This is a genomic window from Nocardia sp. NPDC049935 (assembly GCF_055586645.1).
Genome location: NZ_JBVJHV010000003.1, coordinates 752808 through 778238 on the forward strand (window position 1 = coordinate 752808; position 25431 = coordinate 778238).

Below are 25431 nucleotides of genomic sequence, written 5' to 3' on the forward strand. Positions count from 1 at the left end.
TCGGACGAAGCGGGATGATCCGCCCGGTCCGGTGACCGCGCCGGGCGGGCCCGGTTGCCGGACAGCGATCACATACGGGCGGGCAGCTGCCGCCGGCCGCCGAGGATTTCCCCGATCAGCTCCGTATAGCCGTCGATCAGTTCGGCTAGTCGATGCCATCGCTTCCGGGCCGCGTGGTCGCGGCGGCCGTCGAATTCGACCTCCTGGTTGGCATCGACCCACCCCCAGGCCAGCCGGTCGATCACCGCGCCGAGGGTTTCGGCGTGGACCAGGCCCACACCGCCGCGTGGCACGGCGCGGGCGCCGACCCACTCGTCGATGTCCTCCATCAATTCCCGTCGCCGGTGGTCCATCTCGGCGACGAGCCGGAGATCCCGCATGGTCAGCCGCCGCGTATGCAGGGCGGCCAGCGCGTGCGCCGACCGGAGCAGAACGTGATCCTCGAACCTGGTCCCCTGGAAACTGCACAGCAACTGCGTCGCCGTGGGCAGGATCCGGGGAGATGCCGTCACCCCCGTCCCCTTTCGAACGTCACCCGGCACCATCACACTCTGTTCAACCATGATCGACTCTCGATTCGGTCGTACCGCATATCGGACAGGATTAAGTTCAGTGGCTGACAATAGCTGAGCGATATGGCGATTCGCGGGAAGAAACGCACTATTGCGTTCGCGAATATGAGATGCCGAGCGTCCGGTGCCATCGAGGTTCGGTCCGAAACCGTTGCCGTGCATCACCTTCGAATCGCGGCACGGCGGGCAACCGGGTGGCTTACGGGTTTACAAGGCTCGGGCCATCGGCACGACGAGCGGATGGGTCGCGGCCGGATCGTCGACCAACTCGGCCGGCAGACCCCGCAGGAAACGATCGAAGACCCCACCCAGCAGATCACGGGTCGCCGCGATCACCCGCTCACGTGGCGCCGGCCCCAGGTTGAATCCGCCCGGGCCACCCAGCCCCGGCACATCGGGAACCCACTGCGGCACCACGGCTTCGGCATCGCTGAACCCGAAGTGCCCGGTCCCGGTGAGCGCGTACTCCCGATGCCAGGCCGCGCGCGGTGTGGCGAAATAGGCGTTCCAGAACCTTTCGCGCCCTTCCCGGCTCGCCGCATGCTCCGAGCTGACGATACTCAGCAGCGGGCGACCCGGATCGGTGGTCGTGATCCGCGAGGGGCCGTTGCCGTACAGCATGGCGCCGTCGAGATTGACCGCCGCGTCGATACGCGGGTCGTCCAGCAGTACCTCGGTGGCGGTCGCTCCGCCCATCGAATGACCGACGACTCCGGTCCGGGACGGGTCGAGGACTTCGGCGAGCCCGGCGGGCAGCGGACGGCCGTCGGCATCGGCGGTCCGGGTTCCGGCGGCGACGGCCTCGGCTTCGTCGACGACGAACCGGATATCCGCCGACCGGACGTCGATGGCCGCCTTCAATCCCGCGTCCGAATAGCTGTCCCGGGCCGAGAGCCCGGCGACCCGGCCGCCGGGCTCGGCCGTCAGCAGGGCGTCGCCGGTGTGATCCACCGAGACCACGGCGTACCCGCGGCTCGCGAGATCCTCGGTCAGCGCGGAATACGTGGATCGCGGCATCATGTACCCGGGCGAGAACACCACCAGCGGGAGGGCGCCGGACTGCCGGTCGACCGGCGCGTTCGCGACCGCGTGCCGGGTCACCCCGGCCGATGGGATCCCGAGATAGGGAGTCCGCGCGCCGCCGGAAGGGGCCGCGGGATAGGTGATAGTGACGCTGATCGACCGCGGCACGCCGGGCTGCCACGGATCGGGCCGGTCGTCGACCAGTCGTAGCTCCACGGCGCCGACCGCGGCGCCCACCGGTTCCGGAGTGACCGGCGCCGCCACGGCCGCGACGGGCACCAGCCAGGCCGTGAGGGCCGCCACCAGAACGGCGGCCGATCCGCCGAACACCGACCTCAGGGCGGGAAGCGGGCGTCGAGACGAGAAGGCGGGCCCGGTTTCGCGCCGGAAAACGATCATCGGGTCAGATTAACCATTCCGGACCGATGGGCGGTGTCCCAGAATCCGGGACCACCGGGAGACGAAACGCAGAATCCCGGCCGTCGAACCGACGACCGGGATTCTGCGAGGGTGGAGCTAGGGAGAATCGAACTCCCGACCTTCTCGATGCGAACGAGACGCGCTACCAACTGCGCTATAGCCCCGTGCGGCTCGGTGAACCGCGCTGTGCCACTCTAGCAAACCGGGTAGCCGGACACCGAATCGAGGGTACGACCTGCGGTTTTACCTGTTCAGGCGCCCGCCGCCCGGCGGATATCGCCGCCGGTGGCCCGGTTGCGCACGGTCCGGGCGACACCGGCGTCGTAGGCGTCCAGATGCTCGAACACCGGATCCTCGTCATCGGGTTCGAGCAGGTGGGAGCGGCGCCGCAGCGCACGCGCGGTATCGCGATCCATACCGGGGCGCGCCGACCGCGCGGGCATCTCACCGGACGGTGATCCGTGCTCCATCGGGTCCTGGTAGCGCCCGGACAGCCGCGCGCTGCGCCGCCGCCGGATCTCCTGCTCCACCCGGACCTGTTTGCGCAGGTAACCGAGATAGGTCACCAGGGACAGCGCCGCACCGCCGCACCCCCACCAGAGGAGCGGGGAGACGGCCACTGCCAGCCCGCCGCAGAGGACGGCGGCCAGCACCAGCCCGACCACCGCGCGCTGACGGAAGGTGTAGCGGGCCGCGCGCGCGATGGCATCGGCCTCGGGGTCGTAGCCGCCGCGTCCACGCCGGGTCGGTACGAACTCCGCGTCCTCGTCGTCGAATTCCGGCTCCACGGGCGGCCGCGGCGCGGTCGCCCGGACCGGCGGAATACGCGCGGGCACCGTATCGGGCACCGGCCCGGCCGGTTCCAGTTCTCCGGTGTGCGCGGGAGAGTCGGCGATATCGTCTTCGCCCGGGTCCCGGTCGGGCTCGAAAACGCGATCACCGCCGAAGCCGTCCATTCCGGACTCCGTCTCACCGGCATCGGTCTCGTCCGGGGCCGCTTCGGCATCGTGGTCGAGGTAGTCGGCAGCCACGTCGTCGAATTCGGCACTGCCGCCGGGTTGTGCCTCCTCCGCCTCGGCGCCGGCCCCCTCGGCCGCTGTGCTCATCGAGTCCTCCGCATCGTTGCCGTGGTGACGCTTCCGGGGGGTTCGGCCGGCCCGCTTCTTACGGGCACGCCCACTTCCTTTGCGCCGCTTGGAATCTCCACGGTGCAGAACTCGCGTGGCCAGGGCGGTATCGGTGGTCCGGCGGATCCGGGGATGCCGGTCGGCGAGGATGGGAAACAGGACGAAGACCCACAGCACGACCAGGCCGATCCACAGGATCGAGTTCGGCATCGTCGTCAGCACCTCCGTCCCGCCTGGTCGTCGTCCGAGCCCACGCCATGAACCGTGTGCGCCCCGGCGCCGGAGTTCTTCCCCGCGGGTACGTCTCGCAGATCGTGGTACGAGCTTCCGGCCGGTGGCGCAAGACGCACCACCGACGTCCGTAGGTTAATTCCGAGTAGGGGTAGAACACGGCAGGCGCGCCGTGCACATACGCCACATGAGTCACATTTCCACCATCGCGGTTCCGGACAGGCCGGTTCGCGGCCGCCGGTTCACCGCAGCGTCAACCGCCCTTCCTTGGCCAGGCGGTCGACGACCCTGCCGGGCAACTCTTCCACCGTCATTCCGACCAGCAGATGATCGCGCCAGTCGCCGTCGACGTCGAGATACCTTCGCAGCAGCCCTTCTTCGCGAAATCCGACGTTGCGCAGCACCGCCTGGCTGGCCAGGTTCTCCGGACGCACCGTCGCCTCCACCCGGTGCAGGCCCACCGGACCGAAGCAGTGGTCGAGACCCAAGGCGAGGGCGGCGGTCGCGACACCCTTCCCGCCGAGATCACTGGCCACCCAGTATCCGATCCACGCCGAGCGCAGCGCGCCGCGCACGATATTGCCGACGGTGAGCTGACCGCTGAACGATCCGTCGACCTCGATCACCAACGGGATCATCGCGCCCCGGCGCGCCTCGGCCTTCAGGCTCGACCACAGCGGCGGCCAGTTCGAGGCGTGATTGCGGGCATCCCAGGCCCCGCGCCCGGTGGGTTCCCAGGGCTCCAGATGATCTTGATCGCGCTGCCGGATCCGGCTCCACGCCGCGGCATCCCGCAACCGCACCGGACGCAGGGTCACCTCGCCGGCCGGCACCCGGACCGGCCCGAGGCGCGCAGGCCACCCGGGGTGCTGGGTGGCCCGGAACACATTCATGGACTCCACTTCTAGCCGCGCTGGGCCAAGAACGCGACTCGAACCTTGTCACCGGTGCGAATTTCGGTGTCGTCTGGCTCGACCACGATCAGGCTGTTGGCCTCCGACATGGCCGCCAGCAGGTGCGACGAGGCGGCCGCGCTGTTGCCCAGCGGTTGCACCAGATACTCACCGGTGGCCTCGTCACGCATCAGCTGGGCGCGCAGATAACCCTTACGACCGGCCATGGACTGGATGGGTGTGATGGTGCGGGCCCGCACGATCCGCCGCATCGGCTGCCGCCGGCCCAGGGCGATCCGGATCAGCGGCCGGACCATCACCTCGAAGACCACCAGCGCCCCCACCGGATTGGAGGGCAGCAGGAAGGTCGGCACCTCGTCGCGGCCGAGCCGGCCGAACCCCTGCACCGAACCCGGGTGCATGGCGATCCGCGCGATCTCCAGCTCGCCCAGCCCCTCCAGGGCCTCACACACCTGGTCGGAGGCCCAGCCGCCGACCGCACCCGCGATCACCACGACCTCCGCGCGCACCAGCTGCCCCTCGACGACATCACGCAGCCGGCGGGGATCGGCGTCGACGATGCCCACCCGGTTCACATCCGCGCCCGCGTCGCGGGCGGCCGCGGCCAGCGCATAGGAATTCACGTCGTACACCTGGCCCGGGCCGGGGGCCCGATCGATATCGACCAGTTCCTCCCCGATGGAGATCACCGACAACCGCGGCCGCGGATGGATCAGCACCTTGTCCTGCCCGACGGCGGCCAGCAGGCCCACCTGCGCGGGTCCGATGATCGTGCCCGCCTGCACCGCCACATCGCCGGGCTGGACATCGTCACCGGCGCGGCGCACATAGTCGCCCGAACGCACCGGCTCGAACACCTTCAGCCGGCCGCGACCGCCGTCGGTGAAATCCAGCGGGAGCACCGCGTCGGCGAGGGTCGGCAGCGGCGCGCCGGTGGCCACCCGCACCGTCTGGCGCGGCTGCAACCGGATCGGCTGCCGCGACCCCGCGAGCACCTCGCCGACCACCGGCAACGTCAGGTCGACCAGTTCACCGTCCTCATCGCGGATATCGGCGCCCGCGGACGCCACGTCCACGCTGCGCACGGCATAGCCGTCGATGGCGGCCTGGTCGAAGCCTGGGAGCGGTCGTTCGGTGACCACATCCTCGGCACACAGCAGCCCTTGGGCCTCGGAGATCGCGACCCGCACCGGTCGCGGCGCGACGGCCGCGGCCGTCACTTTGATCTGCTGATCCTCAACAGAGCGCATCCAGCCCTTCCCGATGTCCTCGCCGCAGCGGCGATCTCATTCGTCCGCGGTGAGTTGCGGGTTCCAGTCCGGACTCAGCCGGTGCTGGAGCCACTCGCGCAGGGCGGGACCGTACTCCTCGCGCTCCAACGCGAAATCCACCGCAGCACGAAGATAGCCGCCCGGGTTGCCCAGGTCGTGGCGCGACCCACGGTGGACGACGACATGGACCGGATGGCCTTCTTCGATCAGCAGCGAAATCGCGTCCGTCAGTTGCAGTTCCCCGCCCGCGCCCGGGCCGATGCGGCGCAGCGCGTCGAAGATCGCGCGATCGAGCAGGTAGCGGCCCGCCGCGGCATAGGTCGACGGCGCCTCGTCCAGACCCGGCTTCTCGACCATGCCCTTGACCCGGAGCACATTCGGGTTCACCGCGTCCGGGACCGGCGCCACGTCGAACACCCCGTACGCGCTCACCTGTTCCTTGGGAACGTCGATGGCGCACAGCACCGAGCCGCCGCGTTTACGGCGCACCCGGTTCATCACGTCCAGCACCCCGTACGGCAGTACGAGGTCGTCGGGCAGCAGTACCGCGAGCGTGTCCTCGTCGTCGTCGAGAACGGCCTCGGCCTGGGCGACCGCGTGTCCGAGCCCGAGCGGCTCCTCCTGCACCACCGAGGTGACCGCGAGCAGTCCGGGCGCCTTGCGCACCTTTTCCAGCAGCTGGAACTTCCCGCGCTCGGCCAGGGTGCCCTCCAGCACCAGGTCCTCCACGAAATGCGCGACCACACCGTCTTTACCGGGGGAGGTCACGATCACGAGCCGTTCGGCGCCGGACTCCGCCGCCTCGCTGGCCACCAGTTCGATACCCGGGGTGTCGACGACGGGGAGCAATTCCTTCGGGACCGTCTTGGTCGCGGGCAGGAACCTCGTTCCGAGCCCGGCCGCGGGTACGACGGCTGTCCGGAATCCCCCGCCGGTCGCCCGGACGTCTCCGTTGCCCTGCTCTGCGGCCACTTCTGTCATATACACACCCTATCCATCTGCGGCGCCGTCCAAACGGCTGTCCACCGGCCCGCCGCGGACTTTCCGGACGAATTCGGCACCGTCTGAGAGCCTATGGTTGTCGCCGTGCCGATGCCCGATCAGATCGACAAACAGGCCTGGCGCGCGACCATCCGCGCCCGGCGTGCCGCCGTGCCCGATTCCGTGCGCGCCGCCGAGGCGGCCGCGCTCGCCGAAGCCGCGGGCCGGCTCGAACCCGCCGAATGGGTCTGCGCGTACGTGCCCGTCCGCGGCGAACCCGGTTCCGTGGCCCTGCCGCAGGCGCTGCGGGCGGCCGGAAGCCGGGTGCTGCTGCCGGTCACCGCGGCGGCCGGCCCGCTCTGCTGGGCAGAGTTCACCGAGGTAGAGGCCCTGCAGCCGGCAAGATACGGCCTGCTCGAACCCACCGGACCGCTCCTCGCGCCCGAAACGGTGGCCCGCGCCGGACTCCTGCTGATCCCGGCCCTGGCGGTCGATCACCGCGGTGTCCGGCTCGGCCAGGGCGCCGGGTACTACGACCGCACACTCGGGCTGGCCGACCCCGGGGCGCGGCGCGTGGTCGTCGTGCGCGACGACGAGGTGGTGCCGCGGCTGCCCGAGGAACCGCACGATATCCGGATGGGCTGGTCGCTGACCCCCGGCGGAGGCCTCCGGCCGCTCGGTTCCGAACCGGCCTGAGCCACCGGCGGGTGGTATTCGGCACAACCGGCCCACCAGGGGAATCATCCGGCAATTGGCGCTGTTGGCACTGTGGCCTGTAGAGTGCTAATTCACGAATACTGCGGAGGACCCTGTGCCAACCTATTCATACGCGTGCACCCAGTGCGACAACCGCTTCGATATCGTCCAGTCCTTTACCGACGATGCGCTCACGGTCTGCTCGGAGTGCTCCGGGGCGCTGCGCAAGCTCTTCAATTCGGTCGGCATCGTATTCAAGGGCAGTGGTTTCTACCGGACCGACAGCCGTAGCGGCGCCGGCAGCGCCAGCGAACCGGGCGCCAAATCCGACAGCTCCACCTCCGGCTCGTCGTCGTCCTCGGGCTCGACGTCGTCCGGCTCCACCGGCAGCGGTTCCTCCGGCACCACCTCCACCCCGGCCGCCGCGGCCAGCTGATTCCCGCCGTGTGCCGGCTCCGGCCGGCCTGCCCATCCACAACGCGGGAGTTGTCCACAGGCGGCCGCTGAGCCGCCTCTCCCGCCGATCCGCGACCATAGGCTCGATTCATGAGCCGTCTACGCACCCGCGCCGGCGCCACCGGCGGGCGGGCCCGGCTGGGTTCCGGTGACAACTGGCGCGAGGCCTTCGACAACCGCCCGCCCTGGATGGACGCGACGCTCGCGCGCCGAGTGCTCGCCGCACTGTGCGCCCTGGCGGCCGTCACGCTGTTCCTCCGCGGTGACCCCGGCGGGGCGCGAGTGCCGGTTGTCGTCGCCGCCCGCGATCTACCTCCGGGCCATCTGCTGAGCGCCGCCGATCTGCGGCACGCGTCCTATCCCCCGGAGGCGGTCCCCGACGGTGCCGCCGGCGATGTCGCCGCTCTCACCGGTGCGGTACTCACCGCGGCGCTACGCGCGGGGGAAACACTCACCGATGTGCGCGTGGTCGGTCCCCGGCTGGCCGAGGTCGCCACCGGAGCGCCCGACGCCCGGATCGTGCCGGTCCGGCTGGCCGATACCGCGATCGCCGATATCCTCCGCGCCGGAGACCGGGTCGACGTGGTGGCCGCCGGCGCCGAGAACCCCGAACTCGCGCACACTCTGGCCACCGATGCCGCCGTGGTACTGGTGTCGGGCGGTGCGGGCGAATCCCCGGCGAGCCGAAGGGCCGAACGGGTGGTGCTGGTAGCCATGGACGCCCGGCGCGCGGCCGCCGTGGCGGCCGCCTCGCTCAACAGCGCGCTCACCGTGATCTTCCACTGACACCGGCCGGCGCGGCAGCGGGGCCGGCGAGATCCCCCGGCAGCAGAAGGGACCTGCCGCGGTGCGCGGCAGGTCCCTTCCGACGAGCATGATCCGGCGCGAGCTACCCGGCCCGGCCGGATACGGCCCGGAACCGGTTCAGCCCAGGCTGAACGGCTGACCCCACAGGGTCACCACGGACATCACATTGTCGGTCTCGACCTTGACCTTCACGAAGGCCCGGGCCTGGGCGTAGCCGCCGCAGCCGCTGAGGCCGATGGTCTGATCCGACCAGGTGACCGAACCGCTGTTGCCCTTGAACTTGTTGTTGGTGGCGTGATCCTCGTTGCCGTAGTCGTCCGGCTTCTCGATATCGAGGACGTAGAACGCCTTCGCCTGGCCGGGGCCGAGGGTCAGGTTGCCGCCGCCTTCACCGCTGGGGCTGACGTCGACGGTGTCACCCTCGACGCTCACGTCGGCGCTGGCGCCGGCCTCGGCGCCGCCGCCGTCGATGTTGACCTGGCAGCCCACGACGTAGCCGGGGTAGATCTTGCCGCCGACGTCTTCGCCACCGGCGATCTCGACCTGGGCGCTACCGGAGGTCCACGCGTTGCGGTGGACGGGGGTGGAACCCATGGACGGGCTGATGTTGGCGGACTCGCCGACCAGGCGCACGGTCACCGAGGTGCCGTCGGACAGGGTCCGGACGATTTCGCCGCCGGGCAGCGGGATGAAGGTATCGGCATTGGCCGCGCCGGTGGAGAACAGGCCCAGCGCCACCGAGGCAGCCGCGCCGACGCCGGCGAGGCGCGCCAGATTCTTACGGTTGAACATGTGTTTGTGCCCCTCTGGGGTTGAATTCGCTACAGCGAGAGATGTGGTGGGTGAATTCGACCGGTGCCGGATCAGCCGATGCTGAACGGCTGCCCGTAGAGGGTGGTCTTCGAGTAGTGGTCACCGATGATCTCGACCACGGTGTACGCACGGGCCTGCGCGTAACCCGCGCAACCCTGGATCTCCATCTCGACGTCCTGGTACTCGACGGAGTAGACGCCGGGCTTCTCGATGTCCTTGAACTCGATCTGGACGAACTTGACCTCGCCCGGTCCCAGTTCCACGCCGACCGAGCCGCCGACGCTGCCGCCGCCGACCTCGATGCCGACCGAGCCGCCCAGGCCGATGGCATCGTCGGCGATGCTCACCTGGCAGCCGACGATGTAGCCGGTGTTGATCTGCGAAGCGCCGTGGGTGGACGAGTTGTTGGTGCCGTCCTCGCCGGTCGGGCCGTTGTTCGGGCCCGCTTCGCCCTCGGGCGTCACCGAGACGTCCGCGGTGGCGTTACCCGAGACCCACACGGTCCGGCCCGCACCGTTGGCCGCCATCGACGGCGAGACGAGCGCGCTCTCGTGGGTGCGGGTGATTTTGACACCGGGGCCCAGCTTCTCACCGTCCGGCAGCGGAACGAAGGTGTCCGCGTTCGCGGCACCCGTGGAGAACAGACCCATGGCCACAGCAGCGACAGCGCCGACGCCCAGAGCGCGCGCGCCGCAGCGCAGACCGGTGGTGCGGTTCTTGCTCATATTTCCCCTCATCAAGGTTTACAGCGACACCCGACATCTCAGCGAGCGAGGTCGGGGCGGCCCAAGAACAGGCTTCATAGAGCTTGGGTTACGGCTGTAGCCACTAGATGAACCCGAAACCACACAGCCGGTGAACACTTGGCTACCGTGCCGCCGACGTAGTGTGGCGTCCGTGTGATTCCCAGGTAGCCGGAAGGTGACGCGTGCTGGGGAAACGCCACCCTAACACCGCCTATCGCGAATTGCGCGGGCACGAGACAGGCCCGCCGCTACTGCGACGGGCCTGTTTCCGTGCCACTATGGCGGTTTGATCCTCGATCAGCCGAGACTGAAGGGCTGGCCCCACAGCGTGACGTAGCTGATCACGTTCTCGGTCTCCACCTCGACACTGATGAAGGACCGGGCCTGGGCGTAACCGCCGCAGCCGTTCACACCGATGGTCTGATCCGACCAGGTCACCGAGCCGCTGTTGCCCGAGAACTTGTTGTTGGTGGAGTGGTCCTCGCTGCCGTAGTCGTCCGGACCCTCGATATCGAGGACATAGAACGATTTGGCCTGGCCGGGTCCGACGGTGAGATTGCCGCCGCCTTCACCGCTGGGGGTGACGGTGACGGTATCGCCTTCGATGGCCGCGTCGGCGCTGGCTCCGCCTTCGACGCCGCCGCCGGCGATGTTGACCTGGCAGCCCACGACGTAGCCGGGGTAGATCTTGCCGCCGACGTCCTCGCCACCGGCGATCTCGACCTGGGCGCTACCGGAGGCCCACGCATTGCGGTGAACCGGTGTAGCGCCCATGGACGGGCTGATGTTCGCCGACTCGCCGACCATGCGCACGGTCACCACCGTGCCGTCGGACAGCGTCTTGACGAGTTCCCCGCCGGGCAGCGGGATGAAGGTATCGGCATTGGCCGCTCCGGTGGAGAACAGGCCCATGGCGATGGTCGCGGCGGCGCCGACGCCGGCCAGGCGCGCCAGTTTCTTACGGTTGATCATGGTTACACCCTTCGAGGGGAATACCCGCGGAGCCCGCGAGCTGAGGTTCGTTTCGATACGACGTGGACGGGCCCGGGTGCTCAGCCGATGCTGAACGGCTGGCCGTACAGGGTGGTCTTCGAGTAGTGGTCACCGATGATCTCGACAACGGTGTACGACCGGGCCTGCGCGTAACCGGCGCAGCCCTGGATCTCGATTTCCGCATCCTGGTACTCGACCGAGTACCGGCCGGGCTTGGTGATGTCCTTGTAGTCGATCTGCACGAACTTGACCTCGCCCGGGCCCAGCTCCACGCCGACCGAGCCGCCCAGGCTGCCGCCGTCGACGGATACGCCCAGCGAGCCGCCCAGGCCGATCGCGTCTTCACCGATGCTGACCTGGCAACCGACGATATAGCCGGTGTTCAGCTGCGAAGCGCCGTGGGTCGAGGAGTTGTTGGTGCCGTCGGCACCGGTCGGGCCGTTGTTCGGGCCGGGCTCGCCTTCGGGGGTCACCGCGACATCGGCGATGGCGTTACCGGAGACCCAGACGACGCGGCCCGCGCCGTTGGCCGCCATGGAGGGCGAAATGGTGGCATGTTCGCCGGTCCGGGAGATGGTGACTCCCGGGCCGGCCTTCTGGCCGTCGGGCAACGGCACAAAGGTATCGGCGTTGGCAGCGCCCACCGACAGTAGGCCCACGGCGCACGCGGCCGCGGCACCGACACCCGCGATCCTGGCGCCATAACGTACACCGTCGGTGCGGTTCTCGCTCATATTTCCCCTCATCATGTCGGACAAACAGCAGGCCTTCGAGACTCGGACACACAGGGCTCTCCGGCTCCGACCAGTGTTTCGCTCGTTTGTTACCTACAGGTGACCTGTTGTTATTTCGGTGCAACACCGCAAATCGGACATTGCACACCGTGCGACCGGCGGGATCCGAATTGGTCCGATCCCGCCGGACCGCCATTGCGGCGGTCGACGCACAGATTTTAAGAGGTCGATAACAGATTGGACAAAGGTTGCTTTCGCTATACATTGATGTGATCTATATCACACCACTGCGCGGCGTCGCGTGCACGTGCACGTAGAGGCAGGTCAGATAGGTCGCAACATGCGAATATCCAGTCGATTGAGCGCACGAAAAGCGCTAAGAAAATCCACCCCGCAGCAAACCGGCACACCGGACGGACCGCATTATAAATCTCCGTGAACGGAGAACTGGACAAATCAGAAAAATACCCGGAACTACATAATCGCCCGGAAATACCCGGTTAACCCGGTATTCAACCGGAAGCCGTTGAGCGCCAACACCTTCCGTTCACCTCGGCGGTGCGCAACGGGCGTCGACCGGACTGCCGAACACCCGGACGCAAACCCCCGGGGGCCGCCCTCAGCCGTGATGCGGCGGGACCTGGCCCCGCAGCCACTCGTCGCCGTCGCGCTCCGAGGACGGCGACTCGTCCCATTCATCCCGGGTGGTGGAGGGGAGCACATCCCCGAACACCCGGTCCACACGCGCGAGGTCCCCCGCCCGGCGTCGCGCCCGGCGGGGGACCTCGGGGGTCTCACCCTCACTCATACCGCTCGCACCGGCTCACTCCAGCAGCCCGGACAGTTCGCCGATCACCCGGCTCGCCAGCGGGCCGAGCGTCGCCATCCCGTCGCGGACCGCGGCCCGGGTCCCGGGCAGGTTCACCACCAGGGTGCTCCCCGAGATACCGGCCAGCCCGCGCGAGAGGCCGGCGTCCAGCGAACCCGCCACGCGGCCCGAGGCCCGCAGCGCCTCACTGATACCGGGCAGATCCCGGTCCAGCACCTCGGCAGTCGACTCCGGGGTCACATCGCGCGGCGACATCCCCGTACCACCCACCGAGATCACCAGATCCACCCCACCGATCACCGCGGTGTTCAGCGCGTTCCGGATCGCGACCTCATCGGCTTCCACCGATACCGACGCGTCGACCAGGAAGCCCGCCTCGGTGAGCAGTTCGGTGACCAGCGGGCCCAGCGAATCCTCGCCGCCGTGAGCCGTCCGATCGTCCACGACCACGACCAATGCGCGCCCCGCCACAGGAGCATCGATTTCCATACCGCTCACCGTAGCGCCGACCTCGATCGACTCGTCCCTGCCCCCGGTCACCAGCTGCATCACCGGCCTCCTTCCACCGTCGCGGCAACGAGGGTCACCTCGACCGTCTTGGAATTGCCGCCCTGCCCATCGGTATACGTCACCTGCACCTTGTCGCCCGGCTGCTTCGACCGCACCGCGGCGACCAGCGCGTCACCCGAATCTATCGTGCGATCGTCGAGCCTGGTGACGATCGACCCGGGCGGAATACCCGCCTCGGCCGCCGGACCGTTGGGCGCGACATCGAGAACCCGGGCCCCGTGCACGGATTCGTCGCGCTGCACGGTCATCCCGATCTGCGCGTAGGTGGCCTTACCGGTCTTGATCAGCTCATCGGCCACCCGTCGCGCCTGATCGACCGGAATCGCGAACCCGAGCCCGATGGAACCGCTCTGCTGACCGGCGGCCCCCGACGAACCCAGGCTGGCGATCGCCGTATTGATACCGACCAGCCGCCCCGCCCCGTCCACCAGCGCGCCCCCGGAATTACCGGGGTTGATCGCGGCATCGGTCTGGATCGCGTCGATCACCGGATTCGGCACGGTGGGATCGCTACCGCCCTCACCCGTCGTCGACACCGGACGGTTCAGCGCCGAGACGATACCGGTGGTCACCGTTCCCGCCAGCCCCAGCGGAGAGCCGATGGCCACCACCGGCTGACCCACCTGCAAACCGGCGGAACTGCCCAGCTCGATCGGTTTCAGATCGGTTTTCCCGCGCACCTGGATCACCGCCAGATCCGAGACCGGATCCGCGCCCACCAGGGTCGCCGGAGCGGTGCTGCCGTCGGCGAACGACACCTGCATACCGCCACCCGCGCCACCGCCCGCGGCCACATGGTTGTTGGTCAGGATCAGTCCGTCGGAGGACAGCACCACCCCGGAACCCTCCCCCTGCCCGCGGTTACTGGCCACCTCGATCATCACCACCGACGGCAGCACCTCCTGGGCCACCGACTGCACCGAACCGGCGGGCGCGTTCGCCGCATCCCGGATATCCGGCGCGGGCGCGTCCAGCGCGTTGGTCACCGCGGGCCCCTCACCGGAATCGGCGACCAGGGCGCCCACCACGCCTCCGATACCGCCGCTCACCAGAGCCAGAGCGAGACCACCGGCCACCAGACCGGTCCGCAACGAACTCTTACGGGGAGCGGGCGCCGGCGGCACGGCCGCATAGAACTGCCCGGAATCACCGGGCGGCACACCGCCACCGAAACCCGGTCCCGGATACCCGGGCGGCGCCTCTCCCGGGAATTGCGCGGCACCGGGAAACTGCTGTCCCGGGATCGTGGGCGGACCGGGCACCGGCCCACCTCCACCCGGCCCCGCGCCGGGCGGCGGACCCGTCGGCGGCGGAGGCGAGGGCGGCACCGATCCCGATTCCGGACGATCCGGACGATTGGTCGAATCCTCGGTCATAGTTTCTCGTTTCTGCTGCTCATATCCGCTGTCCAGCGTGCCGACAAGGACTGAGAACGAACTGAGAGGGGGCTGTGTTTATTGGCGGCGCCTTCGGCGCCGCGGGGTTTCGGGCCCCTTGTGTCCCGTGTTTCCGGCCTCGAGACTCGCGGCTTCGCCGCCTTGCTTCGAGGCCGGAAACACGGGACGGCCCGAAACCCTTTGATGGCCTCGCTGGACTCGGCGCCGATGGGGTGGCGGGTACGGGGTGGGGGTGGAGGTGAGGGGGCTGCCGGGGGGGATGCGCAGGTGGCGGTCTGTGGCGGCGCGGCTCCTGAACGGCGGGGGCATCACCGGCCGGTCTGGTCGGATGGAGGGCACCGCCGACGACGGGCAGTTGGTATGGGCCGGTCTCTGCGGGAAGGGCGGTTGCTGAGGCACGGGGCGAGGCATTCACGGCTCCTCCTGTCTGGTCACGGCGGCAACCGCCGGCCGAATGGGGAATCCGGCCGGTAGGTATTATTTGTTTACCCGGCAATTATGCGCTGTCGGGGGTTTCCGGGCGATATTCTTCCGGCGGCGGGTTTTCTCCGGGCAACACGATTCGGATCAATGCGCCGCCGCGGTCCGAACTATCTATGCCGATGGTGCCGCCGTGTTTGGTGACCACCTGTTTCACAATTGCCAGGCCCAGGCCGGAGCCGGGCATGGATCTCGACGCTGTGGTGCGATAGAAACGCTCGAAAACCAGTTCGCGTTCGGCGGCCGGAATACCTGGGCCGGCATCGTCTACGGACAGTTCCAGCAGGCCGCGGCCGGTTTCGGCCATCACCACCCGAACCGGTTGATCCGGTGGGCTCCATTTCGCGGCGTTGTCGAGCACATTGAGAATTGCGCGTTCCAGCGCGGCCTCGTGTCCGTAAACGAACCAGGGGCGCAATTCCGCGTCGAATCCGACGGCGCTGCGACGGCGGACTCTTTCCAGGGAGCGTTCGGTGACCTCACCGAGGTCCACCCGCTCGTACACCGTTTCCGGGGCATCCTCGCGGGCGAGGTCCACCAGATCGCCGACGAGGTTGGACAGTTCCTCGATCTGGGCCATCACATCGGAACGCAGTTCGGCCATATCCTCTTCCGGGATGGCGGGGGCGTCGGGGTGGCTCGAGGCGATCAGGAGCTCCATATTGGTGCGCAGCGAGGTCAGGGGGGTGCGCAGTTCGTGTCCGGCGTCGGCGACCAGGCGTCGCTGCCGGTCACGGGATTCGGCGAGCGCGCGCAGCATGGTGTTGAAGCTCTCGGTCAGCCGGGCGAGCTCGTCGTCGCCGGTGACCGGGATGGGGGTCAGATCGTCGGTACGGGCGATGCGTTCGGTGGCGGCGGTGAGCCTGGCGATGGGCCGCAGGCCGGTACGGCCGACCGTGGTCCCGGCGCCGGCGGCCAGCACCACCCCGCACGCGCCGACCGCGAACAGCAGCCAGGCCAGCCGGTCCAGTACCTCCCGGGTCGGCTCGAGGCGCTGCGAAATGATCAGGGTGACCCCGGAATCCATCCGCTCGGCCAGAACTCGCTGGCTGTTGTAGGTGCGCAGCGAGGAATCGCGCCGGCCCTGGGCGACCGCGATCTCCTCGGTACCGATGGGCGGGGTGGTGGGCTGCGGCGGCATATAGACCGGCAGGCTCGCGCGTTGCGACGGGTCCTGGTTCGCGGCCGGATAGATCAGCGCGACGCCGATATCGTTGGAGAACAAGGTCGCGACGCCGAGCGACTGGAAGGCCATGCTGTCGATATCGCCGCTGATCATGGTTTCCGCGCGGGCCCGGAGCTGGGCATCCACCTGGCCGTACAGCGCGCGGGCGACCATGGCGTAGGCGGCGATCGAGGTGATCGCCACGAAGATGGCCACCAGCGAGGCGGCCAGCAGGGTGACCCGCCACCGCAGCGAGACGGTGCGCGTCAGCGGTGTCGGTGGACGCATGGTGGGCGGCTCGTCCGGCCATGGGCCGCCGAGTGGTGCGACGGTATGTTTCTTCGTCGCCGAACGTGGAGTGCGTGCCATATCCGTGCTTACGGGGGCGTCTCGCGCAGCACGTACCCGACACCGCGGACGGTGTGGATCAGCCGCGGTTCGCCGTCGGCCTCGGTTTTGCGGCGCAGGTAGCCGATATAGACCTCCAGCGCGTTACCGGAGGTCGGGAAGTCGTAGCCCCACACCTCTTCGAGGATGCGTCCGCGGGTCAGCACCCGGCGCGGATTGGCCATCAGCATTTCCAGCAGTGAGAATTCGGTGCGGGTCAGCGAGATGGCTCGGCTACCCCGCGACACCTCCCGGGTGACCGGATCCATGGAGAGATCCGCGAACTTCATCGCCTCGGAGATCTCTCCGATATCCGGCGCCCGGCGGCGTAGCAGCGCCCGCAGCCGGGCCAGCAACTCCTCCAGTGCGAACGGTTTGGGCAGATAGTCGTCGGCGCCGGCGTCGAGCCCGGCGACCCGCTCGGATACCGAGTCGCGCGCGGTGAGGACGAGGATCGGCAGATCGTCGCCGGTACTGCGCAACCGCCGGCAGACTTCCAGCCCGTCCAATCTCGGCATCATCACATCGAGGACCAGCGCGTCCGGGCGTTCCGCGGTCGCCTTCTCCAGTGCGTCGATACCGTCCACGGCCAGATCGACGGTGTAACCGTTGAAGGTCAGCGACCGGCGCAGCGATTCCCTGACCGCACGATCGTCGTCGACCACCAGTATGCGCATATCACCAGTTTGACGGCAGCGACTGAGAGGCTACTGAGAGGGCCCATCACCCGGCGCGTGCCGCTACCACGGACTTCTTCCCGCGCCTTTCGATTTTCTGAACAAACGTCCAGAACGTTAAGGGCGATTCCGCCGATTCGCCGACCGGTTCCGGGCGGCGGGAGAACCCACCCGGCATCCGTCGCGGTTACCGCCCGGCGTCACTACCTGCGAATTCATCCGATAACCGGATCTCTCATTACCGAGTTGTGATATGTGACGAAACCTGTTCCCCATACGCTATATTCGCGGTATAACCGTCTGAACGCCCCGATTGCCGACCGGTAGCATGCACGGTATGTTTCGAGCGGTAAAAACCAGACCTCTGGTCGGTTCGTTGTGGATTGAATCATAACTGAAACGGCCACGCACCAAATGAGGTCGATCGTGATGCGGAGGCGACAGAGGCGGATGGAAACACCGCGACCGTGGCAATTCAGCCTGTCCAACTGGTCGGTCACCCGCAAGGTCGGCATCGTGCTCGTGTTGCCGGTCGTCCTGGCGACCCTGTTCGCCGTCCTGCGGATCAACAATGAGCTGCGCACTCTGGAGCAGCTCGAGGCAGCGACCCAGCAGTCCCGCATCATCGGGCCGATCGTCGACTACAACGCGGCCGCCGAACATCTGGCGGTGACCGCGACGGCCAACAGCACGGGCGATTCCGAATCCCAGGCCACCGCCGCGCTGGCCCGGTTCGACTCCGCCCACCAGGCCCTCGAACGATCCCTGGACGCCAATCGGATCCGCCCCGAGGTCTCCCGTGAGCTCGCGTCCGCGCTCACCGTCGGCAGCACCATGCGCAGCGGCCTGAGTACCGGAACCCCGGCCATGGTCGGCGACCAGGCCGACGAGATCGCGGTCCGGATCGGTAACGCCCTGGCCCAGTCGCCCACGGTCGAAGACCTCTCCATCCAGCGCTACTTCCTGCAGGTCAGCGCCATCCAGAACGCGCGCAGGTCGTTGACCGCGCAGCGCCTGGTCATCAGTTCGCCGACCGCGGAGGACAATCCGGCGATGCGCGCCCGGGTGCTCACCTCCGGCGGCGCCGAACTGACCATGATCCACCAGTACGGCCAGATCATGCCGGATGTGGCCGGCAATATGCGTCCCCTGCTGGACGCGGTGCAGACCCGGCTGGCGATCTTCAGCCAGGGCACCCAGGGCGCGCTCACCGATCCCGCGGCCCGGGAATCGCTGCAGACCAGTTCGCAGGGCTACGAGACCACCACCGGTCAGCTCACCGCGACCATCACCGGCGCCCTGCACCACGCGACCGTCTCCGCGCAGAACAGCGCGCTGCGGGAGACCGCGCTGCTGATCGCCGCCCTCCTCGGCGGTCTGACGCTGGCCCTCGCGGTCGCCCGGACGCTGGTCGTACCGGTCCGCCGCCTGCGCCGGGACGCCCTCGAGGTCGCCCATGTCCTGCTCCCCGAAGAGCTCGAACAGGTCCGCGGCGGCGCCGAGACCCCCGAGATCCAGCCGGTCGGCGTCCAGGGCACCGAGGAGATCGGCCAGCTGGCCCGCGCGGTCGACGAAATGCACCAGCAGGCCCTCAAACTCGCCGGCGACCAGGCCCGTCTGCGGGTGCAGATCGGCAATATGTTCGAGACGCTCTCGCGGCGCAGCCAGTCGCTGGTGGAACAGCAGCTCGGCATCATCGAGGACCTCGAACACGACGAGGACGATCCGGAGCGGCTGCAGAACCTCTTCCGTCTCGACCATCTCGCCACCCGGATGCGCCGTAACGGCGACAACCTGCTCGTCCTGGCCGGTACCGCGCTGCGCCGCGGCCAGCTCGACCCGGTGCCGCTCTCCGATATGTTGTGGAGCGCGGTCTCCCAGGTGGAGGACTACCAGCGGGTGGAGATCGGCCATGTTCCCGACGGCGTCGTCGCCGGTGAGCCCGCGGTCGATATCGAACATCTGCTCGCCGAGGTCATCGACAACGCGCTGCGCTACTCCCCGCCCAACACCCCCGTGGCGGTGACCGTCTCGCGCGCCGTCGACGGCGGCTACCTCATCGAGATCACCGACCGCGGCCTCGGCATGGCCACCGAGGATCTGCAGGCCGCCAACGCCCGGCTGGCCTCCGGTGGTGAGATCAACGTCGAAACCGCGCGCCGGATGGGCCTGTTCGTCGTCGGCCGGCTCGCCAAGCGGCACCAGATCACGGTGGGCCTGCGCCGCACGTCGACCATGGCCCAGCAGCCCGGTATCACCGCCAGCCTGCACCTGCCGGGTCTGCTGGTATCGCCCGACACCGGGGCCGACAATCCGAATACCCTCACCGCGGATCTCGCGCTCTCGCCCCCGCCGCTGCAGCAACCGCCGTCGCGTCAGCTGACCCCGGTACCGCCGATCTCGGAATCCTGGCCCTCGCGCACCGGATCCCCGCTGCGGACGCCGGCGACTCCCCCCGCGCTCACCTCCGCACCGACGCTGACCTCGGCGCCGTCATTGGATTCGACACCGAGCCACACCTTCGGCACGACGCCGACCGGTCTGCCGCAGCGGCGTCCGGGCGCGGAGGGTCCGGTGGGCACGGGCCCCGGTAACGGCAACGGTGCACGAGACACCTTCTCGGCCTTCGACCCGGTGCCCGAGCCGGAGCCGGAGCCGCAGCCCGAGCGCGAGAGCACGCCGACCGGTCTGTGGGCGGAAACCTACAAGACCCCGTCGTACCCGGCCCCGGTGGATTCCCGTAACAGCTGGTCCGCGCCGCCCGCCGAGAACCAGGCCTCGCATACCTCCAGGTCCGGTCTGCCCATCCGGCGCCCGGGCATGGACCACGAAGACCCGTTCGGCCGCCCCGCCGAACGGCTGGGCGAGCCGGTCCCGGCCGCCACCACGACTTCCCAACGGCTGCAACCGGTCGGCGGCGAAACCCCCACTCCGATCTATCAGCGTATGGTGTCGGAATGGCTGGTCGAACCGGCAACACAAGAACAGCCACGCCAGGACTGGACAACTCCGGCCGATATCGGCTGGCTCGCCGCGGAGGACGCGGCCACGCCGAGCTCGGATTCCACCACCGCGAACGGGCTCCCCATCCGCCGGCCGGGCGCGCAGCTCGTACCCGGCGGGCTGGCTCCCGTCGAAGACGAGGCCCCGCGGAATCCGGATGAGATCCGGAGCAATCTGACCAGACATCTGAGTGGGGTCCGCACTGGGCGGGCCGACGCGCAGCACAATGACGGAGGGGTTCCATGACCGACCCGAAGAGCAACACGGACGAGAATCTGAACTGGCTGGTCGCCAGATTCACCCGCGACGTTCCCGGTGTCTCGCATGCCGTCCTGGTCTCCGCCGACGGCCTGCTGCAGGCCGTGAGCCCCCATCTGCCCGCCGATCGCGCCGAACAGCTGGCCGCCGTCACCGCCGGACTCGCCAGTCTGTCGACCGGTGCGGCGCAGTTGTTCGACGGCGGCAAGGTGATGCAGTCGATCGTGGAGATGCAGCGGGGCTACCTACTGGTGATGAGCGTCGGCAACGGCTCCCATATCGCGGTGCTCGCGAACAAACAGCACGATATCGGCCGGATCGGATACGAGATGGCCCTCCTCGTCGACCGCGTCGGCGCGGCCGTCAGCGCTACTGCCCGATCTACCGTCTGAACACAATGTCGCAATTCGGCCAAGGCATGCCCAATTACCACACCGGTGGACCCGATTACGGGCCCGGAGCGCACAACTTCGGACCGGGCGCACAGAACTTCGGACCCGGATCGTCGCAGTACAACACCGGTACGTACCGGATGCCCGGCACCCCGCCGTCCAACAGCTCCCGCCGGGCCGGACGGGTCCGTCCGTACGCTCTCACCTCGGGTCGCACGCAGCCCGCGGTGGATCTGCCGATGGAGGCGGTTATCGAAACCATCTCCTATCATGCACAATTCGATTGGCCGTCCGGCGACATCCGGTCCGAGATCCTGCGTCTCGGAACCCATCAGCTGTCGGTTGCCGAAATCGCCGCGCATCTCGATCGCTCGCTCGGTATGGTCCGCGTCGTCATCGGTGACCTCGTCGTCGACGGCAACCTGCGAGTGCATTCGACTTTGACCGAGCAGGCGAGCTACGACGAGCGCCGGTCGCTGATGGAGAGGACATTGCGTGGACTCCGAGCCCTATAGCAAGACCCAGGGTGGTGCCGCGGCGGAATCCGATACCCGCGTCGCCTCGACCAAGATCGTGGTCGCCGGGGGATTCGGCGCGGGCAAGACCACCTTCGTGGGCGCGGTCTCGGAGATCGTGCCGCTGCGCACCGAGGCGATGGTCACCAGTTTCTCCGACGGTGTCGACAATCTCGAGGACACCCCCGATAAGCAGACCACCACGGTGGCCATGGATTTCGGGCGGATCATCCTGCCCGGCAACCTGACGCTCTACCTGTTCGGTACGCCCGGCCAGCGCCGGTTCTGGTTCATGTGGGACGACCTGATCCGCGGCGCCATCGGGGCCGTGGTCCTGGTCGACACCCGCCGGCTCGAGGACAGTTTCGCCGCCGTCGACTTCTTCGAGGCCCGGAAACTGCCGTTCCTCATCGCGGTCAACAGGTTCCCCAATTCGCCCCGGTTCGCCATGGCCGAACTCCGCGAGGCGCTCTCGGTGCGCGAAGGGGTTCCGATCGTGGATATCGACGCCCGGGACGCCAAAGAGGTCCGCCAGTCGCTGGCGGCGGTCACCGAGTACGCGATCAGCCGTCTGAAAGCACAGGAATACCAAGGAGTCGCCCGGCATGGCTGACACGCTTGCCGTCGAGACGGTCGCGACCGTCGATCTGTTCACCATGGGGTACTGGCTGGTCCTGCTGACGGTCACGATTTCGGCCGTGGGCATGTTCGTCGGTCTCGCCTGCGCGGTGAACGGCCGGCGTTCGGTGCGGTTCCGGCCGATCTGGATCGCCGCCGCCGCGGTCGCGATCGGTGGTGTCGGCATCTGGCTGTCGTTCGTGGTCGCCCTGCTCGGAGTCTCGATTCCGGGCCAGATCCTGCGGTTCGATATATCCGAGCTCACCGTTTCGCTGTTGTTCTCCGTCGGCGCGGTGTTCGTCGGGCTGCTGCTCGCCGGTCGCGAATTCCACCTGCAGCGGATGGCCTATGCGGCCGGCGCCCTCGGAATCGGTTTCGGTTCCATGCTGTGGCTGCAGCTGACCTCCGTCGATGTGCAGGGTTCGGTGTCGGTGACGTACTGGCTCTTCCTGATCGCGATCGTCATCGCGGTGGGCGCGTCCTCGCTGTGCCTGTTCCTCTTCCAGCGGTTCCGCTTTCCGGCGGCACGGGTGGGATCGGTCCTGATGTTCGCGGCGGGCGTCGCGGCGGTGTACTTCACCGGGATCGCCGCCCTGGAGTTCCGGCTGGACCCCGACGCGGCACCGGCCGAGGGCATGGAGCTCTTCGGCTACGCGTTCCCCATGTTCGTGATCGGCCTGCTGGCCCTGGCCGTCCCGATCACCGCGGTCCTGGTGGCGCCGGAACGCCGCGATGTCAAGCCGGCGGCGCGCAAACCCGCTCCCCCGGCCGCGCCGGGCGGCGGCCCGGCCGGTGACGATCCGTTGATTCTGCCCGCCGACGCCGATCCGCGCGGTCCCCGGCCCTCCGCCGCGGCGGCGCTGGCCCAACGCGACCGGCCGCTGCCCGAACCCGCACGCTGATCCGGCCGGACACCGAATCCGTGCGGGTGGAACAGGAAACGGTACTGCGCGAGCTGTGGGCACAGCTGCGCGCGCTGCGCGGCGAGGTGGCCGAGTTGCGGACCGAGATCAGTGAGATGGAAGCCACCGTCGCCGATCTCGCGACCCGCGTGGACCGCCCCGAACGAATCATCCTGCCGTGGCCGGTTTCGCTGATGTTGTTGCCCGCCGCCCTGGCACTGGCCCTGCTGCGACAGCTGAACGCGCTGGCAGAAGCGCTGTCCATGGAATGTGTCGCCCGCACGGAGAACGAGGGTGACGAGGCCGAGATACCGGGTGAAAACCCTCAGAAGTGGCGATGAGCGGGTCTCCCATTGCTGGGAGACCCGCCCTCACGCACGAGGATAATCGGTATGGACCGGTGAAACAGCCCTAGGACAAGTTTTTCCGGCGAACACTGTGCACGAGTACGGTTTCCCGGCGCTCGACCGGCCCGCGGTCCGCAATCGGTCAGCTAGCAACAAACCAGGTCAGCGCCACCGTGTCGCTTGCCGGACGATTGCCCGGAGGCCCCTCGTCTGCCTCCGGCAACGCTGCGGCGAGGGCGATTTCACATCTAGGGGGCCTGACGTATCAGAGGCGTTCGGGGTCGATGAGTCCCCGCTGGACCGCACGCGCTACCCGGCGCGGCACCCGATAGACGATCCCACCCACGGTCACCGGCACCAGGCTCGGTGCGACCGCCTTCCAATTCGCCCGGCGGCTACGCGTATTCGACCGCGACATCTTCCGCTTCGGTACCGCCATGTCAACGTTCCTTCCGGGCCGATGCGGTACGTGTGCCGTACCGGCGGTGGAATTTCTCGACCCTGCCCTGCGTATCCAGCAACCGCTGGGCACCGGTCCAGAAAGGATGCGAATCCGCCGTCACGTCCACCACGATCAACGGATAGACGGAACCGTCCGACCAGGTGACGGTCCGATCGCTGGTCGCGGTGGACCGGGTCAGGAACTGCTTGCCGGTCCCGGAGTCCTCGAAGACCACCGGGTGATAGTCCGGGTGAATACCGGGTCTCATCATTTCTCCTTCCGGGCGTGTTCGCCCGTCTCACCGCGCCCGTCACCGGCGGTGGCGGGATGCGGTTCCTCCGATTCACAGGGGTCGGCGTGCCATTCCCCGAAGGGGTCCTCCCACTCGGCCACCTGGTGGGGCGCGCGATCGACCAGACGCAGTTCGTCGTCGTCGACCAGCGCCCAGTGCAGGGCGGTCCGGATCTCGTCCGGATCGCCGCCGTAGACGAGGACGGTGAGCGAGATATCGCGGTCACCGAATCTGTCATCCCAGCCCAGTGCCGCTATCGCACGGCGTTCGGGGTCGGCCTCGGCGAATTCGGCCGGCGACATGGCCGCAAGCCACCTCCCGGCGCCGCCCACCCGGAGCCCGCCGCCCGCCGATTCCAGCCACACCACCTCGTCGGGTTGCGTGGCCAGCCAGACGCGACCACGAGCGGTGACAACCCCGTAGAACAGCACGTCCAGCGCCTCGTGCAACCGCTCCGGATGAAACGGCCGGCGAGCCGCGAACTCGATCAGTTCGACCCCCTCGGCGGGTCCCAGCGGCGGCCGGCCGCGCAGCAACGGGGCGTGAGCGTCGAAAACCGCTCCGCGCCTGGACTCCGCGGGAATCCTGCCGAGCAGGTCCTCGATCGCACCGGGTGTCACCGCGTCGTCCCACGACACCGGGGCCATCGGTACCAGTCGCCGCAGCACCGCCGCCAGCGTGACGCGATCCGAAGTGGTCACATCCTCACCTCCGGTGATCACCACCGCATCGGCGAAAGCCACCTGACCCACGGCGAGCTGCGCCACCGTGCGCTCGTCGTCGGCTCGGGCCCAGCCGTGGTCGGCCAGGGCATCCTCGCTGGTCGCCGCCGGGAGCCAGGTCCGCGCATCGATTCCGGTGAGCACAGCGGCCACCCGCACATCGCGCCCCGCGGGACCGTCGACCCGTCCCACGATCCCGGTCACAGTGATATCGGTGATTCCCTCGCACACCGATTCCGCTTCGAAGGCCGGGTCCAGGGCCAGCACGATTCGATGGACCGAATCACGGGCTGCCAGCATGCACAGCAGGGGCAGCAGGTCCGCCCGCAGCGTGCAGGACACACAACCGTGCGCGAGCTCGTGCACCGTTTCGGTTGCCATCCCACCCTGGTGCACAATCCGCCGGACCACGCCCTGATGCAGATCGGCGAGGTCGTGCCGGATCACCACGGTGCCCGCCGCCGCACCGAGTGCCCCGGCGACGAGATCGACCGACCCGGCCGGATCGCCGTGCAGTCCCGCGACCACTACCACCGGGGTACGGCGGTCACGCCTTTCTGGAGCCTGAGCGGAGTGGGACACCACGACCCTTTCGGTAATGATTTTCAATAAATACTCAGGACACGGTACAGTGCGCGATCGGGGTTGTCG

General features: G+C 68.5%; 27 protein-coding genes and 1 tRNA gene. 9 read left to right on the forward strand and 19 right to left on the reverse strand.

Going from position 1 to position 25431, the window contains the following annotated elements:
- Positions 1 to 68 precede the first annotated feature (68 nt).
- From ACZ6SF_RS16315 to ACZ6SF_RS16345, 7 genes are all read right to left on the reverse strand, one after another.
- Positions 69 to 512: a DUF4254 domain-containing protein gene (locus ACZ6SF_RS16315; RefSeq protein WP_466062902.1), complete on the reverse strand. Its 444-nt coding sequence runs from the start codon at positions 510 to 512 to the stop codon at positions 69 to 71.
- Positions 513 to 779: 267 nt separating this feature from the next.
- The gene (locus ACZ6SF_RS16320) at positions 780 to 1994 is read right to left on the reverse strand and encodes an alpha/beta hydrolase family protein (RefSeq protein ID WP_466062904.1); all 1215 of its coding nucleotides are present in this window, start codon (positions 1992 to 1994) and stop codon (positions 780 to 782) included.
- 112 nt (positions 1995 to 2106) lie between these two features.
- Positions 2107 to 2179: transfer RNA gene (locus tag ACZ6SF_RS16325), tRNA-Ala, on the reverse strand.
- An 87-nt stretch (positions 2180 to 2266) separates the two neighbouring features.
- The gene (sepX, locus tag ACZ6SF_RS16330; protein ID WP_466062905.1) at positions 2267 to 3352 is read right to left on the reverse strand and encodes a divisome protein SepX/GlpR; all 1086 of its coding nucleotides are present in this window, start codon (positions 3350 to 3352) and stop codon (positions 2267 to 2269) included.
- Positions 3353 to 3615: 263 nt separating this feature from the next.
- The gene (locus ACZ6SF_RS16335; RefSeq protein WP_466062906.1) at positions 3616 to 4266 is read right to left on the reverse strand and encodes a GNAT family N-acetyltransferase; all 651 of its coding nucleotides are present in this window, start codon (positions 4264 to 4266) and stop codon (positions 3616 to 3618) included.
- 11 nt (positions 4267 to 4277) lie between these two features.
- The gene (gene glp / locus ACZ6SF_RS16340; protein WP_466062907.1) at positions 4278 to 5537 is read right to left on the reverse strand and encodes a molybdotransferase-like divisome protein Glp; all 1260 of its coding nucleotides are present in this window, start codon (positions 5535 to 5537) and stop codon (positions 4278 to 4280) included.
- 36 nt (positions 5538 to 5573) lie between these two features.
- Positions 5574 to 6539 (reverse strand): UTP--glucose-1-phosphate uridylyltransferase, encoded by a 966-nt coding sequence (locus tag ACZ6SF_RS16345; RefSeq protein ID WP_466062908.1) that lies wholly within the window; start codon positions 6537 to 6539, stop codon positions 5574 to 5576.
- A 111-nt stretch (positions 6540 to 6650) separates the two neighbouring features.
- On the opposite strand from ACZ6SF_RS16345, the gene ACZ6SF_RS16350 reads away from it, so the two are divergent.
- The 3 genes from ACZ6SF_RS16350 (at position 6651) to ACZ6SF_RS16360 (ending at position 8477) form a co-directional block, all read left to right on the forward strand.
- Positions 6651 to 7235 carry a 5-formyltetrahydrofolate cyclo-ligase gene (locus tag ACZ6SF_RS16350; protein WP_466063017.1) on the forward strand — a complete coding sequence of 195 codons (585 nt, stop codon included), beginning with the start codon at positions 6651 to 6653 and terminating at the stop codon, positions 7233 to 7235.
- A gap of 115 nt (positions 7236 to 7350) precedes the next feature.
- The gene (locus tag ACZ6SF_RS16355; protein WP_466062909.1) at positions 7351 to 7671 is read left to right on the forward strand and encodes an FmdB family zinc ribbon protein; all 321 of its coding nucleotides are present in this window, start codon (positions 7351 to 7353) and stop codon (positions 7669 to 7671) included.
- Positions 7672 to 7781: 110 nt separating this feature from the next.
- Positions 7782 to 8477, forward strand: coding sequence for an SAF domain-containing protein (locus tag ACZ6SF_RS16360; RefSeq protein WP_466062910.1), 696 nt, complete (start codon positions 7782 to 7784; stop codon positions 8475 to 8477).
- Positions 8478 to 8615: 138 nt separating this feature from the next.
- On the opposite strand, the gene ACZ6SF_RS16365 is transcribed toward ACZ6SF_RS16360, so the two are convergent.
- The 9 genes from ACZ6SF_RS16365 to ACZ6SF_RS16405 form a co-directional block, all read right to left on the reverse strand.
- Positions 8616 to 9290: an MspA family porin gene (locus tag ACZ6SF_RS16365; RefSeq protein ID WP_357426764.1), complete on the reverse strand. Its 675-nt coding sequence runs from the start codon at positions 9288 to 9290 to the stop codon at positions 8616 to 8618.
- Between the two features lie 71 nt (positions 9291 to 9361).
- On the reverse strand, positions 9362 to 10036 hold the full coding sequence (locus ACZ6SF_RS16370) for an MspA family porin (RefSeq protein WP_466062911.1): 675 nt from the start codon (positions 10034 to 10036) through the stop codon (positions 9362 to 9364).
- A gap of 318 nt (positions 10037 to 10354) precedes the next feature.
- Positions 10355 to 11029: an MspA family porin gene (locus tag ACZ6SF_RS16375; protein WP_466062912.1), complete on the reverse strand. Its 675-nt coding sequence runs from the start codon at positions 11027 to 11029 to the stop codon at positions 10355 to 10357.
- A gap of 80 nt (positions 11030 to 11109) precedes the next feature.
- On the reverse strand, positions 11110 to 11784 hold the full coding sequence (locus tag ACZ6SF_RS16380; protein ID WP_466062913.1) for an MspA family porin: 675 nt from the start codon (positions 11782 to 11784) through the stop codon (positions 11110 to 11112).
- Between the two features lie 619 nt (positions 11785 to 12403).
- Positions 12404 to 12592, reverse strand: coding sequence for a hypothetical protein (locus tag ACZ6SF_RS16385; RefSeq protein ID WP_466062914.1), 189 nt, complete (start codon positions 12590 to 12592; stop codon positions 12404 to 12406).
- A gap of 15 nt (positions 12593 to 12607) precedes the next feature.
- Positions 12608 to 13162, reverse strand: a complete 555-nt coding sequence (locus tag ACZ6SF_RS16390) for a MogA/MoaB family molybdenum cofactor biosynthesis protein (RefSeq protein ID WP_466062915.1) — start codon at positions 13160 to 13162, stop codon at positions 12608 to 12610.
- Positions 13162 to 14559, reverse strand: coding sequence for a S1C family serine protease (locus ACZ6SF_RS16395; RefSeq protein WP_466062916.1), 1398 nt, complete (start codon positions 14557 to 14559; stop codon positions 13162 to 13164). Before ACZ6SF_RS16395 ends, ACZ6SF_RS16390 begins: the two co-directional genes overlap by 1 nt.
- 517 nt (positions 14560 to 15076) lie before the next feature.
- The gene (locus tag ACZ6SF_RS16400; protein WP_466062917.1) at positions 15077 to 16594 is read right to left on the reverse strand and encodes a HAMP domain-containing sensor histidine kinase; all 1518 of its coding nucleotides are present in this window, start codon (positions 16592 to 16594) and stop codon (positions 15077 to 15079) included.
- An 8-nt stretch (positions 16595 to 16602) separates the two neighbouring features.
- On the reverse strand, positions 16603 to 17289 hold the full coding sequence (locus ACZ6SF_RS16405) for a response regulator transcription factor (protein ID WP_466062918.1): 687 nt from the start codon (positions 17287 to 17289) through the stop codon (positions 16603 to 16605).
- A 450-nt stretch (positions 17290 to 17739) separates the two neighbouring features.
- Here ACZ6SF_RS16405 and ACZ6SF_RS16410 point away from each other — a divergent pair, with 450 nt between their 5' ends.
- From ACZ6SF_RS16410 to ACZ6SF_RS16435, 6 genes are all read left to right on the forward strand, one after another.
- Positions 17740 to 20538, forward strand: a complete 2799-nt coding sequence (locus tag ACZ6SF_RS16410; RefSeq protein WP_466062919.1) for a sensor histidine kinase — start codon at positions 17740 to 17742, stop codon at positions 20536 to 20538.
- Entirely contained in the window at positions 20535 to 20942 is a 408-nt protein-coding gene (locus tag ACZ6SF_RS16415; RefSeq protein ID WP_466062920.1) for a roadblock/LC7 domain-containing protein, read from the forward strand. The genes ACZ6SF_RS16410 and ACZ6SF_RS16415 overlap by 4 nt, the downstream gene beginning before the upstream one ends.
- 140 nt (positions 20943 to 21082) lie before the next feature.
- The gene (locus ACZ6SF_RS16420; protein ID WP_357429953.1) at positions 21083 to 21457 is read left to right on the forward strand and encodes a DUF742 domain-containing protein; all 375 of its coding nucleotides are present in this window, start codon (positions 21083 to 21085) and stop codon (positions 21455 to 21457) included.
- The gene (locus tag ACZ6SF_RS16425) at positions 21438 to 22070 is read left to right on the forward strand and encodes a GTP-binding protein (protein WP_466062921.1); all 633 of its coding nucleotides are present in this window, start codon (positions 21438 to 21440) and stop codon (positions 22068 to 22070) included. The genes ACZ6SF_RS16420 and ACZ6SF_RS16425 overlap by 20 nt, the downstream gene beginning before the upstream one ends.
- Positions 22063 to 22977, forward strand: coding sequence for an MHYT domain-containing protein (locus tag ACZ6SF_RS16430; RefSeq protein WP_466062922.1), 915 nt, complete (start codon positions 22063 to 22065; stop codon positions 22975 to 22977). The genes ACZ6SF_RS16425 and ACZ6SF_RS16430 overlap by 8 nt, the downstream gene beginning before the upstream one ends.
- Before the next feature lie 20 nt (positions 22978 to 22997).
- Complete coding sequence (locus tag ACZ6SF_RS16435) at positions 22998 to 23318, forward strand: hypothetical protein (protein ID WP_466062923.1); 321 nt, start codon at positions 22998 to 23000, stop codon at positions 23316 to 23318.
- A 271-nt stretch (positions 23319 to 23589) separates the two neighbouring features.
- Here ACZ6SF_RS16435 and rpmF read toward each other — a convergent pair whose 3' ends face one another.
- The 3 genes from rpmF to mrf are packed head-to-tail and all read right to left on the reverse strand — an operon-like array spanning position 23590 to position 25314.
- The gene (rpmF, locus tag ACZ6SF_RS16440) at positions 23590 to 23763 is read right to left on the reverse strand and encodes a 50S ribosomal protein L32 (RefSeq protein WP_466062924.1); all 174 of its coding nucleotides are present in this window, start codon (positions 23761 to 23763) and stop codon (positions 23590 to 23592) included.
- Position 23764: 1 nt separating this feature from the next.
- Positions 23765 to 24034, reverse strand: a complete 270-nt coding sequence (locus ACZ6SF_RS16445) for a type B 50S ribosomal protein L31 (RefSeq protein ID WP_466062925.1) — start codon at positions 24032 to 24034, stop codon at positions 23765 to 23767.
- Positions 24034 to 25314: a ribosome hibernation factor-recruiting GTPase MRF gene (gene mrf, locus ACZ6SF_RS16450; RefSeq protein WP_466062926.1), complete on the reverse strand. Its 1281-nt coding sequence runs from the start codon at positions 25312 to 25314 to the stop codon at positions 24034 to 24036. The genes ACZ6SF_RS16445 and mrf overlap by 1 nt, the downstream gene beginning before the upstream one ends.
- Positions 25315 to 25431 lie beyond the last annotated feature (117 nt).

Excerpts from the sequence above, each read along its gene's own strand:
- ACZ6SF_RS16445 (WP_466062925.1), bottom strand. The coding sequence starts at position 24,034 with ATGAGACCCGGTATTCACCCGGACTATCACCCGGTGGTCTTCGAGGAC.
- ACZ6SF_RS16400 (WP_466062917.1), bottom strand. The coding sequence starts at position 16,594 with ATGGCACGCACTCCACGTTCGGCGACGAAGAAACATACCGTCGCACCA.
- ACZ6SF_RS16385 (WP_466062914.1), bottom strand. The coding sequence starts at position 12,592 with ATGAGTGAGGGTGAGACCCCCGAGGTCCCCCGCCGGGCGCGACGCCGG.
- ACZ6SF_RS16360 (WP_466062910.1), top strand. The coding sequence starts at position 7,782 with ATGAGCCGTCTACGCACCCGCGCCGGCGCCACCGGCGGGCGGGCCCGG.
- ACZ6SF_RS16405 (WP_466062918.1), bottom strand. The coding sequence starts at position 17,289 with ATGCGCATACTGGTGGTCGACGACGATCGTGCGGTCAGGGAATCGCTG.
- ACZ6SF_RS16335 (WP_466062906.1), bottom strand. The coding sequence starts at position 4,266 with ATGAATGTGTTCCGGGCCACCCAGCACCCCGGGTGGCCTGCGCGCCTC.
- ACZ6SF_RS16410 (WP_466062919.1), top strand. The coding sequence starts at position 17,740 with ATGGAAACACCGCGACCGTGGCAATTCAGCCTGTCCAACTGGTCGGTC.
- ACZ6SF_RS16350 (WP_466063017.1), top strand. The coding sequence starts at position 6,651 with ATGCCCGATCAGATCGACAAACAGGCCTGGCGCGCGACCATCCGCGCC.
- ACZ6SF_RS16345 (WP_466062908.1), bottom strand. The coding sequence starts at position 6,539 with ATGACAGAAGTGGCCGCAGAGCAGGGCAACGGAGACGTCCGGGCGACC.
- ACZ6SF_RS16430 (WP_466062922.1), top strand. The coding sequence starts at position 22,063 with ATGGCTGACACGCTTGCCGTCGAGACGGTCGCGACCGTCGATCTGTTC.
- ACZ6SF_RS16365 (WP_357426764.1), bottom strand. The coding sequence starts at position 9,290 with ATGTTCAACCGTAAGAATCTGGCGCGCCTCGCCGGCGTCGGCGCGGCT.
- ACZ6SF_RS16370 (WP_466062911.1), bottom strand. The coding sequence starts at position 10,036 with ATGAGCAAGAACCGCACCACCGGTCTGCGCTGCGGCGCGCGCGCTCTG.
- ACZ6SF_RS16390 (WP_466062915.1), bottom strand. The coding sequence starts at position 13,162 with ATGCAGCTGGTGACCGGGGGCAGGGACGAGTCGATCGAGGTCGGCGCT.
- ACZ6SF_RS16420 (WP_357429953.1), top strand. The coding sequence starts at position 21,083 with ATGCCCGGCACCCCGCCGTCCAACAGCTCCCGCCGGGCCGGACGGGTC.
- ACZ6SF_RS16320 (WP_466062904.1), bottom strand. The coding sequence starts at position 1,994 with ATGATCGTTTTCCGGCGCGAAACCGGGCCCGCCTTCTCGTCTCGACGC.
- ACZ6SF_RS16395 (WP_466062916.1), bottom strand. The coding sequence starts at position 14,559 with ATGACCGAGGATTCGACCAATCGTCCGGATCGTCCGGAATCGGGATCG.
- ACZ6SF_RS16380 (WP_466062913.1), bottom strand. The coding sequence starts at position 11,784 with ATGAGCGAGAACCGCACCGACGGTGTACGTTATGGCGCCAGGATCGCG.
- glp (WP_466062907.1), bottom strand. The coding sequence starts at position 5,537 with ATGCGCTCTGTTGAGGATCAGCAGATCAAAGTGACGGCCGCGGCCGTC.
- sepX (WP_466062905.1), bottom strand. The coding sequence starts at position 3,352 with ATGCCGAACTCGATCCTGTGGATCGGCCTGGTCGTGCTGTGGGTCTTC.
- rpmF (WP_466062924.1), bottom strand. The coding sequence starts at position 23,763 with ATGGCGGTACCGAAGCGGAAGATGTCGCGGTCGAATACGCGTAGCCGC.
- ACZ6SF_RS16415 (WP_466062920.1), top strand. The coding sequence starts at position 20,535 with ATGACCGACCCGAAGAGCAACACGGACGAGAATCTGAACTGGCTGGTC.
- ACZ6SF_RS16375 (WP_466062912.1), bottom strand. The coding sequence starts at position 11,029 with ATGATCAACCGTAAGAAACTGGCGCGCCTGGCCGGCGTCGGCGCCGCC.